Origin of the sequence: Alsobacter sp. KACC 23698, from assembly GCF_045348435.1 — a bacterium.
Lineage (GTDB): Bacteria > Pseudomonadota > Alphaproteobacteria > Rhizobiales > Beijerinckiaceae > Alsobacter.
Genome location: NZ_CP157484.1, coordinates 3139527 through 3157372, shown reverse-complemented (window position 1 = coordinate 3157372; position 17846 = coordinate 3139527). Strand labels below are relative to the sequence as shown.

General features: G+C 69.7%; 18 protein-coding genes. 11 read left to right on the top strand and 7 right to left on the bottom strand.

Going from position 1 to position 17846, the window contains the following annotated elements:
- Positions 1-42 precede the first annotated feature (42 nt).
- A complete protein-coding gene (gene topA, locus ABEG18_RS14855; protein ID WP_406853832.1) occupies positions 43-2745 on the bottom strand; it encodes a type I DNA topoisomerase in 2703 nt (900 codons plus the stop codon).
- Between the two features lie 840 nt (positions 2746-3585).
- On the opposite strand from topA, the gene ABEG18_RS14850 reads away from it, so the two are divergent.
- The 3 genes from ABEG18_RS14850 to ABEG18_RS14840 all read left to right on the top strand — a co-directional run bounded on the left by ABEG18_RS14850 (position 3586) and on the right by ABEG18_RS14840 (position 6639).
- Positions 3586-4149: a TIGR00645 family protein gene (locus ABEG18_RS14850; RefSeq protein ID WP_406853831.1), complete on the top strand. Its 564-nt coding sequence runs from the start codon at positions 3586-3588 to the stop codon at positions 4147-4149.
- Positions 4150-4381: 232 nt separating this feature from the next.
- Positions 4382-5344 (top strand): aspartate carbamoyltransferase catalytic subunit, encoded by a 963-nt coding sequence (locus ABEG18_RS14845; RefSeq protein ID WP_406853830.1) that lies wholly within the window; start codon positions 4382-4384, stop codon positions 5342-5344.
- Complete coding sequence (locus ABEG18_RS14840; RefSeq protein WP_406853829.1) at positions 5341-6639, top strand: dihydroorotase; 1299 nt, start codon at positions 5341-5343, stop codon at positions 6637-6639. The genes ABEG18_RS14845 and ABEG18_RS14840 overlap by 4 nt, the downstream gene beginning before the upstream one ends.
- On the opposite strand, the gene ABEG18_RS14835 is transcribed toward ABEG18_RS14840, so the two are convergent.
- Positions 6624-7694: an acyltransferase family protein gene (locus ABEG18_RS14835; protein ID WP_406853828.1), complete on the bottom strand. Its 1071-nt coding sequence runs from the start codon at positions 7692-7694 to the stop codon at positions 6624-6626. The genes ABEG18_RS14840 and ABEG18_RS14835 overlap by 16 nt on opposite strands.
- 186 nt (positions 7695-7880) lie before the next feature.
- Between ABEG18_RS14835 and plsY the strand changes: the two genes are divergently transcribed.
- Together plsY and dprA are read left to right on the top strand one after the other, a co-directional pair.
- Complete coding sequence (plsY, locus tag ABEG18_RS14830; RefSeq protein WP_406853827.1) at positions 7881-8480, top strand: glycerol-3-phosphate 1-O-acyltransferase PlsY; 600 nt, start codon at positions 7881-7883, stop codon at positions 8478-8480.
- On the top strand, positions 8477-9730 hold the full coding sequence (dprA, locus tag ABEG18_RS14825; protein ID WP_406853826.1) for a DNA-processing protein DprA: 1254 nt from the start codon (positions 8477-8479) through the stop codon (positions 9728-9730). The genes plsY and dprA overlap by 4 nt, the downstream gene beginning before the upstream one ends.
- On the opposite strand, the gene ABEG18_RS14820 is transcribed toward dprA, so the two are convergent.
- From ABEG18_RS14820 to ABEG18_RS14805, 4 genes are all read right to left on the bottom strand, one after another.
- Complete coding sequence (locus tag ABEG18_RS14820; RefSeq protein WP_406853825.1) at positions 9720-9974, bottom strand: hypothetical protein; 255 nt, start codon at positions 9972-9974, stop codon at positions 9720-9722. The genes dprA and ABEG18_RS14820 overlap by 11 nt on opposite strands.
- A 213-nt stretch (positions 9975-10187) precedes the next feature.
- On the bottom strand, positions 10188-11114 hold the full coding sequence (locus ABEG18_RS14815) for an AEC family transporter (RefSeq protein WP_406853824.1): 927 nt from the start codon (positions 11112-11114) through the stop codon (positions 10188-10190).
- A gap of 91 nt (positions 11115-11205) precedes the next feature.
- Entirely contained in the window at positions 11206-11721 is a 516-nt protein-coding gene (gene ruvX / locus ABEG18_RS14810) for a Holliday junction resolvase RuvX (RefSeq protein ID WP_406853823.1), read from the bottom strand.
- A complete protein-coding gene (locus tag ABEG18_RS14805; RefSeq protein ID WP_406853822.1) occupies positions 11718-12134 on the bottom strand; it encodes a hypothetical protein in 417 nt (138 codons plus the stop codon). The genes ruvX and ABEG18_RS14805 overlap by 4 nt, the downstream gene beginning before the upstream one ends.
- A 112-nt stretch (positions 12135-12246) precedes the next feature.
- On the opposite strand from ABEG18_RS14805, the gene ABEG18_RS14800 reads away from it, so the two are divergent.
- The 5 genes from ABEG18_RS14800 (at position 12247) to ABEG18_RS14780 (ending at position 15576) form a co-directional block, all read left to right on the top strand.
- Positions 12247-12945, top strand: a complete 699-nt coding sequence (locus ABEG18_RS14800; protein ID WP_406853821.1) for a metal-dependent hydrolase — start codon at positions 12247-12249, stop codon at positions 12943-12945.
- 255 nt (positions 12946-13200) lie between these two features.
- Entirely contained in the window at positions 13201-13488 is a 288-nt protein-coding gene (gene gatC, locus ABEG18_RS14795; RefSeq protein ID WP_406853820.1) for an Asp-tRNA(Asn)/Glu-tRNA(Gln) amidotransferase subunit GatC, read from the top strand.
- Between the two features lie 72 nt (positions 13489-13560).
- Positions 13561-15039, top strand: a complete 1479-nt coding sequence (gene gatA, locus ABEG18_RS14790) for an Asp-tRNA(Asn)/Glu-tRNA(Gln) amidotransferase subunit GatA (RefSeq protein ID WP_406853819.1) — start codon at positions 13561-13563, stop codon at positions 15037-15039.
- 3 nt (positions 15040-15042) lie between these two features.
- Positions 15043-15252, top strand: coding sequence for a hypothetical protein (locus ABEG18_RS14785; RefSeq protein WP_406853818.1), 210 nt, complete (start codon positions 15043-15045; stop codon positions 15250-15252).
- A gap of 15 nt (positions 15253-15267) precedes the next feature.
- Positions 15268-15576 (top strand): hypothetical protein, encoded by a 309-nt coding sequence (locus tag ABEG18_RS14780; protein WP_406853817.1) that lies wholly within the window; start codon positions 15268-15270, stop codon positions 15574-15576.
- 20 nt (positions 15577-15596) lie between these two features.
- On the opposite strand, the gene ABEG18_RS14775 is transcribed toward ABEG18_RS14780, so the two are convergent.
- Positions 15597-16163, bottom strand: coding sequence for a Uma2 family endonuclease (locus tag ABEG18_RS14775; protein ID WP_406853816.1), 567 nt, complete (start codon positions 16161-16163; stop codon positions 15597-15599).
- Positions 16164-16333: 170 nt separating this feature from the next.
- Here ABEG18_RS14775 and gatB point away from each other — a divergent pair, with 170 nt between their 5' ends.
- The gene (gene gatB, locus ABEG18_RS14770) at positions 16334-17821 is read left to right on the top strand and encodes an Asp-tRNA(Asn)/Glu-tRNA(Gln) amidotransferase subunit GatB (RefSeq protein ID WP_406853815.1); all 1488 of its coding nucleotides are present in this window, start codon (positions 16334-16336) and stop codon (positions 17819-17821) included.
- The last annotated feature ends 25 nt before the right edge of the window (positions 17822-17846 follow it).

Below are 17846 nucleotides of genomic sequence, written 5' to 3'. Positions count from 1 at the left end.
GTCGTCGCCAGCCAGAGTCGACTTGGCCGCAGCCGCGCCGCATCACCCTGCCGCTTTGCGCTTTGCAGGGGCGCCGGCCTTGCCATCCGCGGCGCTCTTGGCCTTCGCCGGCGCCTTCGCTTTGGCCGGCGCCTTCGCGGCCTTCGCGCCCGCGGCCTTGCTCTTCGCCGCGGCCTTGGCGGGCGCCTTGCCGGCGGCTTTCTTCGCGCCCTTCTTGGGCGGCGCTGCGGCCGCGCGGGCGGCGATGAGCTCGAGGGCCTGCTCGAGCGTGACGGCGTCGGCCGCCATGGTCTTGGGCAGGGTGGCGTTGACGGACCCGTGCTTCACGTAGGGGCCGTACTTGCCGTCATGCACCGTGACGGGCCCGCCATCCGGATGGTCGCCGATGACGCGCCCCGCCGTGGCGGCGCTGCGGCCGAAGCGGCCGGCGCCGCTCTCCTTGGCGACGATGAGGTCGATGGCGCGGTTGCCGCCGATGGTCAGCACGTCGTCGTCCTTGCCGATATTGGCGTAGACCTTGCCGTGCTGCACATAGGGCCCGAACCGGCCGATGCCGGCCAGGATGGGCTCGCCGGACGTCGGGTGCCTGGCGACCTCGCGCGGCAGGGACAGCAGCGACACGGCGAAATCGAGGTCGATGGCGTCGCGCGGCGTGCCCTTCGGGATGGTCTGGCGCTTGGGCTTCTCGCCCTCGCCGAGCTGGACGTAGGTCCCGAAGCGGCCGTCGCGCAGGGTGACGTCGAGGCCCGTCGCCGGATCCTTGCCGAGCGTCTTGGTCCCGCCCGCGCCGCCATCGGCCGAGGAGGCCTCGCCGTCGCCGGAGCCCGCCGAGAGCTGGCGGGTGTATTTGCACTCCGGATAGTTCGAGCAGCCGATGAAGGCGCCGAACTTGCCGAGCTTCAGCGAGAGCTGGCCAGAGTGGCAGGTGGGGCAGAGCCGCGGGTCGCCGCCATCCGCCTTTTGCGGGAAGATGTGCGGCCCCATGATCTCGTTCAGCGAATCCAGCACCTCGCTGACGCGCAGCTCCTTGGTGCCGTCCAGCGCGGCCGAGAAATCCTTCCAGAAGCGCCGCAGCACCTCCTTCCAGTCGATCTCGCTGTTGGAGATGCGGTCGAGGTCGCCTTCGAGGCCCGCCGTGAAGTCGTATTCCACGTAGCGGTCGAAGAAGCTTTCCAGGAACGCCGTCACCAGCATGCCCTTGTCCTCCGCGTGGAGGCGCTTCTTGTCGATGCGGACATATTCGCGGTCCTTCAGCACCGCCAGCGTCGAGGCGTAGGTGGAGGGACGGCCGATGCCGAGCTCCTCCATGCGCTTCACCAGCGAGGCTTCCGAATAGCGCGGCGGCGGCTCGGTGAAGTGCTGGTTGGCCTCGATCTTCTCCTTGCGGAGGTCGTCGCCTGTTTTCATGGGCGGCAGGCGGCGCGAATCCTCGTCGTCGCCTTCGTCGTCCTTGCCTTCCTGGTAGAGCTTCAGGAAGCCGTCGAACTTCACCACCTGGCCGGTGGCGCGCAGCTCCAGGGTCTTGCCGCCGGCCTTGGCCGTGATGTCGACCGTGGTGCGCTCCAGCTCGGCCGATTCCATCTGGCTGGCGACAGTGCGGATCCAGATCAGCTCGTAGAGCTTGGCCTGCTCGGGCTCGAGGAACTTGGCGACCTGCGCGGGCAGGCGGCCCATGTCGGTCGGGCGCACGGCCTCGTGCGCCTCCTGGGCGTTCTTCTGCTTCGTCACGTATTTGCGGGGCGTCGTCGGCACGTAGCGGTCGCCATACTCCTTGGCGATGGTCTTGCGGGCCGACGCGATGGCCTCGGGCGCCATGTCGACGCCGTCGGTACGCATATAGGTGATGAGGCCGACGGTCTCGCCGCCAATGTCGGCGCCCTCATAGAGGCGCTGCGCCACCTGCATGGTGCGGGCCGGGGCCATGCCGAGCTTGCGGCTGGCTTCCTGCTGCAGCGTCGAGGTGGTGAAGGGCGGGGAGGGGTTGCGCCGGGCGGGCTTGGCCTCGACATTTGCCACCGTGAAGCGGGCGGCGTCGAGGTCGCGCTTGAAGGCCTCGGCCTCCTCGCCCTTGCCGATGTCGAGGCGGGTGATCTTGCGGCCGTCGGCGCCGACGAGCCGGGCCTCAAACAGCGCGTTGGCGGGGGTGGCCAGCGTGGCGACCAGCGACCAGTACTCGCGCTTGACGAAAGTCTCGATCTCGCGCTCGCGGTCGCAGACCAGCCGCAGCGCCACCGACTGCACCCGGCCGGCCGAGCGGGCGCCGGGCAGCTTGCGCCACAGCACGGGCGAGAGGCGGAAGCCCACCAGGTAGTCCAGCGCGCGGCGGGCCAGATAGGCGTCCACCAGCGCCTGGTCGATCTGGCGCGGGTTGGCCATCGCCTCCTTCACGGCGTCCTTGGTGATGGCGTTGAAGGTGACGCGCTCGATCGGGACGTCCTTCAGCACCCGGCGGGCCTTCAGGGCCTCCAGGATGTGCCACGAGATGGCCTCGCCCTCGCGATCCGGATCGGTGGCGAGGATCAGGCGCTCGGAGCCCTTCACGGCGCTGGCGATGTCGGAGACGCGCTTGGAGGCCTTCGCCTCGATCTCCCACAGCATCGAGAAGTCCTGTTCGGGATCGACCGAGCCGTCCTTCGCCGGGAGGTCGCGGATATGCCCGAAGGACGCGATCACCTCGTAACCGGGGCCGAGATACTTGTTGATCGTCTTGGCCTTGGCCGGCGACTCGACGACGACGACTTTCATTGCAACGCCTTTCACGACGGCTGCGCGTTCTGCGCGCCGCCCAAGCCCCCGAAATGTGTCGAGCAAGCCCTAATCGGGCGGAAAGTGGGTCATCTGACTCGGCGTTGTCAAATGAAGTGGGGCGCCCCGCTTTGCAAGAGCCCGGCTGCGGGTCGTTGGCGCCACACTTCGGTTGCATTCGATGCATCCTGGAGTTGTAACTCCTTTCCGGCCGACAGACGTCGCGCATGGACTTGACAGATCCAGAAAATATTCCTAATTTGGCGTCGCTCCGGTCCACGGAGGGGCGTCTGCAGCGTGACGGATGTGGATCGGGGGCGGCGGCCGTCAAAGCCGGGCTCACGACCCGGTCGAGGCGGCGGACGAAAGACAAGGTCCGACTAGCGACAACGCGAAGGGGCTGAAAGCGCCCCGGGATCTTCCTGTCGTCCTCCAACGCTGCGCGCGGAGCGGCGGGGCCTGGCGGCCTCCCGGCTTCCACTCTACCCACCCCACTCGCCGTGGGGTCCCCAGCGTCGCCGCTCCGCGCCGCCCTCCACCTCCGGGCCGAAAGGCCGCGGAGATAAACGCGCGTTCCACGGCTGGGCCCCCAAAAACCCCCGTCATCCCCGGCGCGCCGCAGGCGCGGGAAGGGGATCCAGAAAGGCCGGGCGAAGGGCGCCCCGCCTGAACACTCCTGGATCCCCGTCCCGACGCCGCGCCGCCGTCCCTCAGGACGGTTCATCGGGCAGATCAAAGGGACAGGGCGAAGCTTGCCGCGTCGCGGAACCACGAGCTCTGGCATTCCGGCCGACGGACGCCTATCTGCGGCGGAGCCGCAACTTCGCCGAGGTTCTCCCGATGGTTAAAGCCGTACCCGCACCGCTCAGGCCGCTGCCCGCCCTGATCTTCGGATCCCGGTGGCTGCAACTGCCACTCTATCTCGGGTTGATTCTGGCCCAGTGCGTGTACGTGTTCAAATTCATGAAGGAGCTGATCCACCTCGTCTCGGAGGCGACGACCTTCAGCGAGCAGCAAATCATGCTGATCGTGCTGGGCCTGATCGACGTGGTGATGATCTCCAATCTGCTCGTGATGGTGATCGTCGGCGGCTACGAGACTTTCGTGTCGAGGCTCGGGCTCAGCGGGCATCCCGACCAGCCCGAGTGGCTGAGCCACGTCAACGCCAGCGTGCTGAAGATCAAGCTCGCCATGGCGATCATCGGCATCTCGTCCATCCACCTGCTGCGCACCTTCATCGAGGCCGGCAATCTGGGATCCAGCAAGGCGGCCTATACGCAGGAAGGCATCCTCTGGCAGACGATCATCCACTGCGTGTTCATTCTGTCGGCCATCGGCATCGCGTATGTGGACAAGCTGTCGACGGCCTCGTCGGCGGCCTCCGCGGCGCGTCAGCAGCACTGAGGCGCTGGGCCGCGGAACCCTCTCCCGCGCAGCGGGGGAGGGCAGGGAGGGGGCGGTCATGCGCCGGGCTCTCGACCCGTTCAGGGCTGCCCCGGCGCCCCCTCGGCCGGCTGCGCCGACATCTCCCCCGCTGCGCGGGAGAGAGTTGCGCGCCCTGCCTGTTGATACCCGCCGCTTCTGCGCCGCCGCAGCTTGCCGCCTTCGGCCCGTGCGCCTATAGAAATCGCTTCAAATGACATCGTCAGCGCTCCGGCCCCGGTACCCGCATCGCCATCTTCTCGGCATCGAGGGGCTGACTCCGCACGACATCACGGCGCTGCTCGACATGGCCGACGAAGCGGTCGACGTGTCGCGGCAGGTGGAGAAGAAGAAGGCCACGCTGAGGGGCCGGACCCAGATCAACCTTTTCTTCGAGGCGTCGACCCGGACGCAGTCGTCCTTCGAGCTCGCCGGCAAGCGGCTGGGCGCGGACGTGATGAACATGTCGGTGGCCTCGTCCTCCATCAAGAAGGGCGAGACGCTGATCGACACGGCCATGACGCTGAACGCCATGCGGCCGGACCTGATCGTGGTGCGCCACCATGCGGCGGGGGCGGTGCACCTGCTCGCCCGCAAGGTCGACTGTTCGGTGATCAACGCCGGCGACGGCGCCCACGAGCATCCCACCCAGGCGCTGCTCGACGCGCTGACCATCCGCCGCAACAAGGGCCGCGTCCGCGGGCTGGTGGTGGCGATCTGCGGCGACATCCTGCATTCGCGGGTGGCGCGCTCCAACATCATCCTGCTGAACGCGCTGGGCGCCGAGGTGCGGGCCATCGGGCCGTCGACCCTGCTGCCGCCGGGGATCGAGCGCATGGGCGTGAAGGTGTTCACCGACATGCGCAAGGGCCTCGCCGGGGCCGACATCGTGATGATGCTGCGCCTTCAGCGCGAGCGCATGAACGGCTCCTTCGTGCCGAGCGTGAAGGAGTATTTCCGCTATTTCGGCCTCGACGCCGAGAAGCTCGCCATGGCGAGGCCCGACGCCCTCGTGATGCATCCGGGGCCCATGAACCGGGGCGTCGAGATTTCCTCCGAGGTCGCCGACGGCGCCCAGTCGCTCATCCGCGAGCAGGTGGAGATGGGCGTGGCGGTGCGCATGGCCGTGCTGGAGGCGCTGGCCAGCCACCTGCCGAACCAGGTCCCAGGATCATGAACCAGGCCGGTCCCCCGCTCGTCCTGGCCAATGGCCGCTTCATCGATCCGGCCTCCGGGCGGGAGGAGGGCGGCGACCTCGTCGCGGAAGCGGGCGTCATCCGCGGCTTCGGCCATGCGGTGCGCGGCTCGCGTCCGGACGGCGCGACGGTGGTGGACTGTCGCGGCATGGTGGTCGCCCCGGGCCTGATCGACATGCGCGCCTTCGTGGGCGAGCCCGGCGCCGAGCATCGCGAGACGCTGGCCTCGGCCAGCCGGGCGGCCGCGGCGGGCGGCGTCACGACCGTGGTCTGCATGCCCGACACCCATCCGCCGGTGGACGATCCCGCCGTGGTGGACTTCCTGATCCGGCGCGCCCGGGACGCCGCCATCGTGCGCATGCTGCCGGCGGCTGCGCTGACCAAGGGGCTGAAGGGCTCCGAGATGGCGGAGATCCGCCTCCTCACCGAGGCCGGCGCCGTGTTCCTGACCGACGGCGCGCGGTCGGTCACCAACGCCCAGGTGATGCGCCGGGCGCTGACCTATGCGCGCGATTTCGGCGGCCTCATCGTGCACCACTGCGAGGACCCCGACCTCGTCGGCGACGGCGTGATGAACGAGGGCGAACTCGCCAGCCGGCTCGGCCTGCACGGGATCCCGCGCGAGGCGGAGACCATCATGCTGGAGCGGGACCTGCGGCTGGTACGGCTGACCGGCGGGCGCTACCACGCCGCCATGATCTCCTGCGCGGACTCGCTGGCCATCATCGAGCGGGCCCGGTCGGACGGGCTGGACGTGACCTGCGGGGTCTCGATCAATTCGCTGACCCTGAACGAGAACGACATCGGCCCTTACCGGACCTTCCTGAAGCTCTCGCCGCCGCTGCGGCATGAGGACGACCGGCTCGCCATGGTGGAGGCGCTGGCGGAGGGGCTCGTCGACGTGGTCGTGTCGGACCACAATCCGCAGGACGTGGAGACCAAGCGGCTGCCCTTCGCCGAATGCGCCGACGGGGCGATCGGCCTGGAGACCATGCTGGCCGCGGGTCTGCGGCTGGTCCATGCGGGAGAGCTGGAGCTGGCGGCGCTGCTGCGCTCGATGTCGACGCGCCCGGCCGAGATCCTCGGCTTGCCGCAGGGGCGGCTCGCCAAGGGAGCGCCGGCGGACCTCATCGTGTTCGATCCGGACGAGCCCTTCGTGCTCGACCCCGCCACGCTGCATTCGCGGTCGAAGAACACCCCGTTCGACGAGGCGCGCCTGCAGGGCGTCGTCCACCACACCGTGGTGGCGGGCGCGGTGGTCTATTCGGCCGGCTGAACCCGGGCGCGGCGGCGTGAGCCGATCGTCAGCTCCTTGGCCCAGCGGTTCATCGGATCCTCCACGAAGCGCCTGAGCAGGATGGAGCCGACCACCGCCAGCACGGCCGAGACGATCCAGAACAGGCCGAGCGGCGGCTCGAACCGGTCCCACACGACCCGGAGGGACCGCAGGATGAAGGGGTGCAGCAGATAGAGGCTGTAGGAGGCGGCGCCGATCTCCACGCCGATGCGGGCGAAGAGGCCGTCGCGGGCGGAGGGCGACAGCGCCGCGCCGGCGACGACCAGCAGCGCCGGAAGCCCGACGCTGGCCAGGGGCAACCAGGAGTCCCGCTGCGCGGCGGCTTCGCCCGAGAGGAGCAGCAGCACGAGGCCCACCGCCACCAGCGCGCCGCCCTGGGCCGACGTGAGCCGCAGGCCCCGCCGGTAGGCGGCCGCGCAGCCGACGCCGAGCAGGAACTCCAGGATGATCGGGCTCGACCAGAACTGCAGGGCGACGCTGGACGGCCGCCAGACCTGGCCGGCCGTCACGACGCACAGCATCAGCGCGGCGAGCGACGGCACGGTCCAGCCCCGCGGCAGCATTAGGGCGAGCGCGAACAGGGCGTAGAAGAACATCTCGTATTCGAGCGTCCAGCCCAACGCCAGCACGGGGCGGATCTCCTCCCCGCGCAGCGACGGCCAAAAGGCGTAGGAGGCGAAGACATGCGGCGCGTCGCCGATCGGCACGTGCAGCATGCCGGGCAGCGCCAGCGAGCCCAGCACGAGCGCGGTGGTGAGGAGCCAGTAGAGCGGCGCGATGCGGGCGATTCGCCGGCCCATGAAGGCCGCCGCCGCGCCCGGCCGGCCGGCCTCGTCGCCCGCGGTGGCCAGCATCAGGAAGCCGCTGAGGACGAAGAAGACGTCGACGCCGGTGGCCCAGGGGGTGATCTCGAAGTTCGACGCGACCCCGCGGCGGCCGGCGAGGTCCACGACCTCCGTGCCGATATGAGACGCCAGGACCATGCAGGCGGCCACCGCCCGCAGGATCTGGATGTTCTCGAGCTTGTCCCGCATCGCAAACGTCATGTAATGGACCAGGGTTAAAGGCCGGTAAGATTTCACCGCAAATCCCGGGCCATTTCTCGTTTTGCGTGTATTTTCTGTTTCGGTCGCGAAATTGAACGTAGCCCAGACCGCGATTGACGGCGGCGGCCGGGACGGCGACTGTCGCAGGGCTGATCGATCCACCGTGTCCCGCGCATGCTCCTCATCCTTGTCTTCCTCGCCTTCGGCTATCTCCTCGGCTCCATCCCGTTCGGCCTGATCCTCACCCGCGCGGCGGGCACGCAGGACATCCGCTCGATCGGGTCGGGCAATATCGGCGCGACCAACGTGCTGCGCACCGGCCGCAAGGGCCTGGCCGCCGCCACCCTGCTGGGCGACGCCCTGAAGGGAACGGCCGCGGTGGCGATCGCCTGGCGCTGGGGGCTGGAGCCGGCGCTAGCGGCGGCGGCGGGCGCCTTCGCGGGCCACATCGCTCCGGTCTGGCTGGGCTTCAAGGGCGGCAAGGGCGTCGCCACCTTCCTGGGCGGCCTGATCGGGCTGGGCTTCACGGCGGTGGGCTGGGCTCCGGCGCTGGCCTTCGCGGCCCTGTGGCTGCTCTGCGCCTTCCTGACCAAATACTCGTCCGCCTCCGCGCTGCTGGCCAGCGCGGCTGCGCCGCTCGTGATGCTGCTCGTCGGCCAGCCGCTCGGCGCCGCGGTCTACGCCGCGCTGGCGGCGGTGCTGTGGTGGAAGCACGCGGCCAACATCCAGCGCCTCCTCGCCGGGACCGAGGGGCGGATCGGCGGCAAGGGATGACGCCGGGGTCGGGCCGCGCGGCCGCGCCGGACCTCACGGACGCCCAGCGTCTCGACTGGCTGCGGCTGATCCGCTCCGAGAGCATCGGCCCGCGCACCTTCCGGGCGCTGGTGAACCTGTTCGGCGGGGCCGGCGCGGCGCTCGCCGGCCTGCCGGACTATCTGCGCAGCCGCGGCGCCAAGCCGGTCCGGCTCTGCACCGTGGCGGAGGCCGAACGCGAATGGGAGGCGGCGCGGCGCCTGGGCGTGCGCTTCATCGCCTCGGGCGAGGCGGCCTATCCGCCCGCGCTGGCGGCGACCGATTCGGCGCCGCCGCTGATCGGCGTCCGCGGCCGGGCCGAGGCGCTGCTGCGTCCCTGCGTGGCCGTGGTGGGCTCCCGTAACGCGTCGGCCAACGGCCAGCAGATCGCCATCCGGATGGCGCGCGACCTCGGCGCGGCGGGTTTCACGGTCGTGTCCGGGCTGGCGCGCGGCATCGACGCCCGGGCGCATGAAAACACGCTGGAGACCGGCACGGTCGCGGTCCTGGCGGGCGGCCACGACAAGCTCTATCCGGCCGAGCACGCCTCCCTTCTGGAGCGCTTGCTGGACCGCGGCGCCTGCGTCAGCGAGATGCCGATGGGCTGGGAGCCGCGCGGGCGGGACTTCCCCCGGCGCAACCGCATCGTGTCCGGGCTCGTGCTCGGCGTCGTGGTGGTGGAGGCGGCGCGCAAGTCAGGCTCGCTGATCACGGCGCGCTTCGCGCTGGAGCAGGGCAGGGAGGTCTTCGCCGTGCCCGGGTCGCCGCTGGATCCGCGCGCGGCCGGAACGAACGACCTGCTGCGCCAGGGCGCGACCTTCACGACCTCGGCGGAGGACGTCATCGCGGCGCTGCTGCCGCTCATCGAGACGGGCCCGCCCCCGCGGGACATGCGCGACGGCGGCGACGCCGCGCCCCGGCAGGAATCGCTCTGGGACGAACTGGACCTGTTCGGCGCCGCCGGAGCCGCGCCGAAGGTCGATGTCGAAGGCTACGCCTTCGAGGAGAGCGGCGCGGCCTTGCAGGCGCCGCCGGCCTCCCAGGACGCCGGCGCGATCGTGGCGAACCTGCTCGGCCCGGCCCCGATCGCCCTCGACGACATCGTGCGGGCATCCGGCCTGCCGGTCGCGACGGTGCGCTCGGTCCTGCTGGACATGGAGGTCGCCGGCGTCATCGAGCGGCACGGCGCCGGGTTGCTGTCCTTGCGGCCGGGCGGCTCCGTCACGCCGTGAGGCTGCTGCGGCGGGCGGTCACGTTCGCCTCGATCTTCGCCATCTCGAGGAAATAGGCGAGCAGGTCGAGATTGGCCGAGCGGGCGATCAGCGCCATCTCGGTGGTCATCTGGGCGATGTAGCGGGCGATGTCCTCGGTCCCGGCGGGCTCGGGAGGAGCGGGCGTATAGCCGCGCGCACGGCCGTTCGAGGCGATGGGCGTCGGCGTGGTCATGGTCGACGTGGAGGGCTTGAGGGCGGGCATCGCGGGCTCCCGGACAGGTTGCATGTCGAAGGCGTCTACAAGTGCGTTCTTGCGAACTGCAGGCACCTTCACCCAACAATTATCAAATGTATAGACCCCACTTGGGTCTCTCAGGTTGAAAAGTGCAATTCTCCGGTTGGCCTATCATAAACATGCAACCTGATTGCCGCGCCGGGTTGCAAATCCCCAAGATGCTCGCCCGATCGCGGCGGTTCAGGCCAGGAGAGCCAGCGCCAGCGGCAGCGTGAGCATCGCCAGCAGGGTCTGGACGGTGAGGATCTCGGCCATCAGGGGTGAGTCGCCGCCCATCTGCCGGGCCAGCATGTAGGAGCCGCTCGCCGTCGGCACCGCCGTGCACAGGACGGTCACGGCGAGCCCCGTCCCGGTGACGCCGAGCAGGCGGGCGAAGCCGGCGGCCAGCACGGGCAGGACGACAAGCTTGAGGGCCGTGGCGAGAAAGAGCGCCGGGCCGGGGCGGCGCAGCCGCGACAGGTCGAGGCCGGCTCCGACCACCAGCAGCCCGGCCGCGAGCGACGCCCGGCCCAGGATGTCGGCGAAGGACATCAACGGCGCCGGGATCGGCGGGCGCAGGACGTTCAGCGCCAGCCCGATGGCGCAGGACCAGATGAAGGGATTGCGGGCGAGCGTTCCCAGGAGCGCGCCGGTGGAGAGCCGGGCGGGGGCGGCGTAGCGCGACAGCACCAGGACGGCGATGACGTTGAGCAGCGGGATCATGGCCGCGATGGCCACGGCGCCCAGCGTCGTTCCGGCGGGACCGTAGAGGCTGCCGGCCAACGCCAGCGCCACGAAGGTGTTCCAGCGCGTCGCGCCCTGCATCACCGACGTGAAGGCCGGCCCGTCGATCCTCCAGCGCTCCTTCAGGACAGGGCGAAGCGCCAGCAGCAGGCCCGCCACGATCAGGATGGAGGCGACCAGCGTGCCGCCGACCGGCAGGAGCGGCACGGTCCTGAGGTCCGTCCTGGCGAGGGTTTCGATCACCAGCGCGGGAAACAGGACGAAATAGGTCACGCGTTCGAACCCGGCCCATTGGACCTCGTCGATGACGCGGGTCACCCGCGTCGCCCAACCGGTCAGCAGAAGCAGGAAGACGGGAATCAGGCTGGCGGCGACGACGGGCATGGCGGGGCGCTCTCGGGGGGCGCACGCCGAATAGAGCATCGGGCGGCGCTGCGAAAGCGAAGATGCGGGCGCCGCTGCGGGGAAGGGCGCGTCAGCGCTCCGGAATCCAGCCAGGCTGCTCGTCGGCCGCCGCCTGCCGCTGCATCGCGGCGAGCCGGTCGAGCAGGCCCTGCAGGATGTAGGCGGCGGCGAGCTTGTCGACGACTTCGTCGCGGCGGGCGCGGGACGCGTCGGCGGCGATCAGGGTGCGGGTGACGGCAGCGGTCGACAGGCGCTCGTCCCAGTAGAGGATCGGCAGCGGCGTCAGCCGGGCGAGGTTGCGGGCGAAGGCGCGGGTGCTCTGCACCCGGGGGCCTTCGGTGCCGTCCATGTTGAGCGGCATGCCCATGACCAGCGCGGCGACGCCATGCTTGCCCGCATGGGCGAGGAGGGCGGCCGCATCCGCCTGGAACTTCGTCCGGCGGATCGTCTCCAGGGGCGTCGCGATCCGGCGCTCGACGTCCGACAGCGCCAGACCGATGGTCTTGGTGCCGAGGTCAAGCCCCAGAAGCCGCGCGTGGCGGGGCAGGGAGAGCAGGGTGGTGATGTCGGCGCCGGGTTCGGTCATCCGCTGTTCTTGGGGCCGGAACGTCGTTTGAGCAAGGCCGAGTAGCCCCGCGGGTCCGCCTGCTCCAGCCTGTCCAGCGCCAGCTCGGCTTCGGCGCCGGGCTCTCCGGCGACCGCCTTCTTGACGGCTTCGATCCGCTTCGCGATCCCGGCCAGCCGGTCCCGGGAGCGGCTGGCCTCGGGCGAGAGGCTCGCCTGTCCGGCCAGCGCCAGCACCACTTCGGTGATGAGCCCGAGCTGCCTGCCATAGCTCGCCACGTCGGACACGACCCGCGTCTCCACCGGCGCGCTGCCCGCGAAGGTGATCGTGGTGGGAAACCAGACCGGGCGGATGTCCTGCGTGACCGGGACGGACACGCCGCCGCCGAGGCGGCCCAGCATGTCGAAGGGATCGAAGATGTTCGGGACGGGCATGGCGACCTCCTGCAGGGACGGGGAGCGATGCGCGGTGGAAGCGGCGATTGCCTGCGGCGGCTCGGCCGCTACATTCTGAGCCGACCCTTGGGGACGCGTCGAGGAGACGACCATGAAGATCACCTGGTTTGGCCATTCCGCCTTCCGCCTCGATTTCGCCGGCAAGGCCGTGCTCATCGATCCCTTCTTCACCGGCAATCCCGCCTTCACGACCGACCGCGCCGCGGCCGTGGACGGGGTGACGCACATCCTGGTCACCCACGGCCATGGCGACCATGTCGGCGACACGGTCGCGATCGCGAAGGAGACCGGGGCCAAGGTGGTCACCAACTACGACCTGTGCATGTATCTGGCTTCACAGGGCGTGCAGAATTTCGATCCCATGAACACGGGCGGCACGATCGACGCCGGCGGCTTCCAGGTCTCGCTGGTGCGGGCGGACCACTCGGCCGGGCTCGTGGAGGCGGGCGTCGGCTTCCCGCTCGGCAGCCCCAACGGCATCGTGGTGCGGGCGGCGGGCGAGCCCACCGTCTACCACATGGGCGACACCGACATCTTCGGCGACATGGCGCTGATCCACGAGATCTACGCGCCCAAGATCGGCCTCGTGCCCATCGGCGACCGCTTCACCATGGGCGCCGCCTCGGCCGCGCTGGCCTGCCGGCGGTTCTTCCAGTTCGAAACCGTGATCCCGTGCCACTACGGCTCGTTCGGCATCATCGACCCGAACGCGGAGAAATTCGTCGCCGCGATGGCGGGAAGCGCCACGAAGGTGGTCGTGCCGGAGAAGGGCGTGGCGGTGGGGGTGTGACCGCGTAGTGGAACCCTCTCCCGCGAAGCGGGGGAGGGCAGGGAGGGGGCGGTCCAGCGCCTTGATCTGAAGACGGTGGCGGTGCGCGACCACCCCCTCTGTCGGCCGGCGCCGACATCTCCCCCGCTGCGCGGGAGAGAAGTGCGCCCGGCGACCGAGCGGGCGCGCGTCCCCCTGTTGCGGCTGGCAGGCGCGCGGGATAGAAACCGCAGCGGTCGGGCGGGGGCTCGGCTACTCGATTTTCAAGAGGTCCGAATGTCCGTCGACCAGGCGACCGTCCGGCGCATCGCGCATCTTGCGCGGGTGGCCGTCACCGAGGAGGAGGTGCCGCACCTCCAGGGCGAGCTGAACGCCATCCTGGCCTTCGTGGAGCAACTCGACGAGGTCGACGTGTCGGGCGTCGAGCCGATGACCTCCGTGACCCCCATGGTGATGAAGAAGCGGCAGGACGAAGTCACGGACGGCGGCATCGCCGACATCATCGTCGGCAATGCGCCCATGACCGAGGACCACTACTTCATGGTCCCCAAGGTGGTCGAGTAACCACCCGTCCTTTCCGCCGCCCTGCGGCGACCTGCTGCGCCCTGTCGCGGGCGGGAGAACCAGAGTTCAGCCATGACCGACCTGACCGACCTCACCCTCGCCGACGCGCGCGACGCGCTGAAGGCGAAGCAGTTCTCCTCCGTGGAGATCACCGGCGCGTTCCTGAAGGCCATGGAGGCCGCACGCGGCCTAAACGCCTATGTGCTGGAGACTCCCGAGCAGGCGCTCGCCATGGCGAAAGCCTCGGACGAGAAGCTGGCCAAGGGGCAGGGCGGGGCCCTCGAGGGCCTGCCGCTCGGCATCAAGGACCTCTACGCCACCAAGGGCGTGCGCACGACGGCGGGCTCCAACATCCTCGGCAACTTCGTGCCGGCCTACGAGTCGACCGTCACGTCGCAGCTGTGGCGCGACGGGGCAGTGATGCTGGGCAAGCTCAACAACGACGAGTTCGCGATGGGCTCGTCCAACGAGACCTCGGCCTTCGGGCCGGTGAAGTCGCCGTGGCGGCGCGAGGGCTCCAACGCCGCGCTGGTGCCGGGCGGCTCCTCGGGCGGGTCATCCTCGGCCGTGGCGGCCCGGCTGTGCCTGGGCGCCACCGCGACCGACACGGGCGGCTCCATCCGCCAGCCGGCCGCGTTCACCGGCACGGTCGGCATCAAGCCCACCTATGGCCGCTGCTCGCGCTGGGGCATCGTGGCCTTCGCGTCGTCGCTCGACCAGGCCGGGCCGATCGCCCGCACGGTGCGCGACAACGCCATCCTGCTGCGCTCCATGGCGGGGCACGACCCCAAGGACACGACCTCCGTCGACATCGCGGTGCCGGACTACGAGGCGGCGGTGGGGCGCTCCATCAAGGGCATGAAGATCGGCATTCCGAGGGAATACCGTGTCGACGGCATGCCGGCTGAGATCGAGGCGCTGTGGGGCAAGGGCGCGGAGTGGCTGAAGGCGGCGGGCGCGGAGCTCGTCGACGTGTCGCTGCCGCACACGAAATACGCCCTGCCGGCCTACTACATCGTCGCGCCGGCCGAGGCCTCGTCCAACCTCGCGCGCTATGACGGCGTGCGCTACGGCCTGCGCGTGCCCGGCAAGGACATCCAGGAAATGTACGAGAAGACCCGCGCGGCGGGCTTCGGCAAGGAAGTGCGCCGACGCATCATGATCGGCGCCTATGTGCTCTCGGCCGGCTACTACGACGCCTACTACGTCAAGGCGCAGAAGATCCGCACGCTGATCAAGCGCGACTTCGAGGAGGTCTACGCCCAGGGGGTGCACGCCATCCTGACGCCCGCGACGCCGTCGGCCGCCTTCGGCATCGGCGAGAAGGGCGGGGCGGACCCGGTGGAGATGTACCTCAACGACGTCTTCACCGTAACGGTGAACATGGCCGGCCTGCCCGGCATCGCGGTGCCGGCGGGCATGTCGTCCGAGGGGCTGCCGCTCGGGCTGCAGCTCATCGGCCGACCGTTCGACGAGGAGACGCTGTTCTCCGTCGCGGAGGTGATCGAGCAGGCGGCGGGGCGGACGAGGCTTCCCGACGCGTGGTGGTGAGCCGTGTTCAGCACGGCCGTCGCCTTCGCGTGCCTCGTCGTGCTGCGATGGTTGTTCTGGGCCACCGCCGCCCTGCTGGTGGTGTTGCTGGTTGTGCAATTCTTGCGCGGCGACGCTGACGCCCGGCCGCTTGCCACGGCCGCGATGGCTGCCGCCATGGCGGCGCTGGGCTGGATCTTCGGCGCCGCCGGCCGGCGGCTGATCGCGCGCTGACATCAGGACATGCTCATGCCCCCGCATTTCTGGCAGGACCTCGAGCCCTATCGCTGGGTGATCCTGCTGGCCTTCGTCGACCCCGTGGTAGTGGCGATCGGCCTGTGGATCGGCTGGAAGGCCGACCAGGCCGCCAAGCTGCTGCTGGCCGGCTTTGCGGCCGTGATCGCCGCCGTGGCGGTGAGCTTCCTGCTGCGCTTCGTCGGGATCAGCTGGTTCGAGGGCGGCTACTTCTTCGGCGGCGCGCACGCCCTGGCGCGGTTCATCGCCGGGGTGCTGTGGGCGGTGGCGGGGTATGGGGCGCGGCGGGCGAGCGGGCGGTGATCTTCGATTGACGGAGAGCCTCAGGCCACTGTGACGCGGCGATAGATCTCGGCGAGGGGCAAATCGAGCCGCAGATGCGGCAGGCGCGCGCTGCCGTCCAGGCTGTTCAGGATCTCAGGATCCTTGGGCCAGCCCTCCTGCGGGTCGCGCAGCCAGAGCCAGACGGCGGCCTTGTCCTGCGCGCAGATCATGTAGGCGTCGACGCCGTCCAGGGCGCCGTATTCGATCAGCTTCTCGCCGAAGGCGACATGCTCGGTGCTTTCCGACAGCACCTCGACGACGAGCGGCGCGACCACCGTGTGGCGGCCTTTCGGGTCCTGCACGAAGGGGCAGACCATCACGTCGGCGAAGCGCACCGAGCGTGGGCCGGTCTCGATGGCGAAGTCGCCCTGCATGATGTCGTGCACGTCGCGGTCGAGATGGGCCGCGAGCCACGCCACGAGGTTCGTGCAGATGCGGGCGTGGTTGGAGGTGACCCAGGGCAGCATGCGCGGAACTCCGTCCGCCAGCTCCCAGCGACGCTCCTGCCGCTCCAGCCAGCGATAGAAGGTCGCCTTGTCCATGGGCGGGGCGGTGCGGATGTTCATCGCGGCCTCACTTGGGGTTGGCGTCATCCTAGCATAGAGCCAGCCGGTAGCGCAGGTGAGCGAGCGGAGGTTGCGGCCGGTTGGTGATTTGCGCCCCCTTGACCCCGCGCGCCGCAGATCCGAAAAGCGGGGTTCGGCCTCATGGCCCGTCCGACACGAGAGATCCTCCGATGAACGCCATCGTCGACAGCCGCACGCTCGACCCCAAGAAGCTCATCAAGGGCGCGACCGGGGATTGGGAAATCGTGGTGGGCATGGAGATTCACGCGCAGGTGACGTCGAAGTCGAAGCTGTTCTCGGGCGCGTCGACGGAGTTCGGCGGGGAGCCGAACGACCACGTGTCGCTGGTGGACGCGGCGATGCCCGGCATGCTGCCAGTCATCAACGAGGAATGCGTCAAGCAGGCGATCCGCACCGGGCTGGGGCTGAAGGCGCAGGTGAACCTGCGCTCCACCTTCGACCGCAAGAACTACTTCTACCCGGACCTGCCGCAGGGCTATCAGATCAGCCAGTACAAGAGCCCCATCGTGGGCGAGGGCGAGGTGGTGGTGGACCTGCCGGAGAGCGGCGGGCAGATCACGGTCGGCATCGAGCGGCTCCATCTGGAGCAGGACGCCGGCAAGTCGCTGCACGACCAGCACCCGACCATGAGCTTCGTGGACCTGAACCGCTCGGGCGTGGCGCTGATGGAGATCGTGTCGAAGCCGGACATCCGCTCGTCGGAAGAGGCGCGCGCCTATGTGACCAAGCTGCGCACCATTTTGCGCTACCTCGGCACCTGCGACGGCGACATGGAGAAGGGGAGCCTGCGCGCCGACGTGAACGTCTCGGTGCGGCGGCCGGGCGAGCCCTTCGGCACCCGCTGCGAGATCAAGAACGTGAACTCGATCCGCTTCATCGGGCAGGCGATCGAGACCGAGGCGCGGCGGCAGATCGGCATTCTGGAGGATGGCGGGACGATCGACCAGGAGACGCGCCTGTTCGACCCGGGCCGCGGCGAGACGCGCTCGATGCGCTCCAAGGAAGAGGCGCACGACTACCGCTACTTCCCGGACCCGGACCTGCTGCCGCTGGAGTTCGACCAGGCCTATGTGGACGCGCTGGCGCAGCACCTGCCGGAGCTGCCGGACGCCAAGAAGGCGCGCTTCATCGCCGACTACGGGCTCTCGCCCTATGACGCCGGCGTGCTGGTGGCCGAGCAGGAGCAGGCGGCCTATTTCGAGGCGGTCGCCAAGGGCCGCGACGGCAAGGCGGCGGCGAACTGGGTGATCAACGAGCTCTTCGGCCGGTTGAACAAGGAAGGCAAGGACGTCACCACCTCGCCGGTGTCGCCGGCGCAGCTCGGCGGCATCGTGGACCTCATCGGCGAGGGGGTAATCTCGGGCAAGATCGCCAAGGACCTGTTCGAGATCGTCTGGACCGAGGGCGGCGACCCGCGCGCGCTCGTCGAGAGCCGCGGCATGAAGCAGGTCACCGACACGGGCGCGATCGAGGCGGCCGTGGATGCCGTGATCGCCGCCAACCCGGACAAGGTCGCGCAGGCGCAGGCCAAGCCCACCATGATCGGCTGGTTCGTCGGCCAGGTCATGAAGCAGTCCGGCGGCAAGGCCAATCCGCAGGCCGTGAACGACATCCTGAAGGCGAAGCTGGGGATCTGAGGGCATGATTTCTCGCCGTCATCCT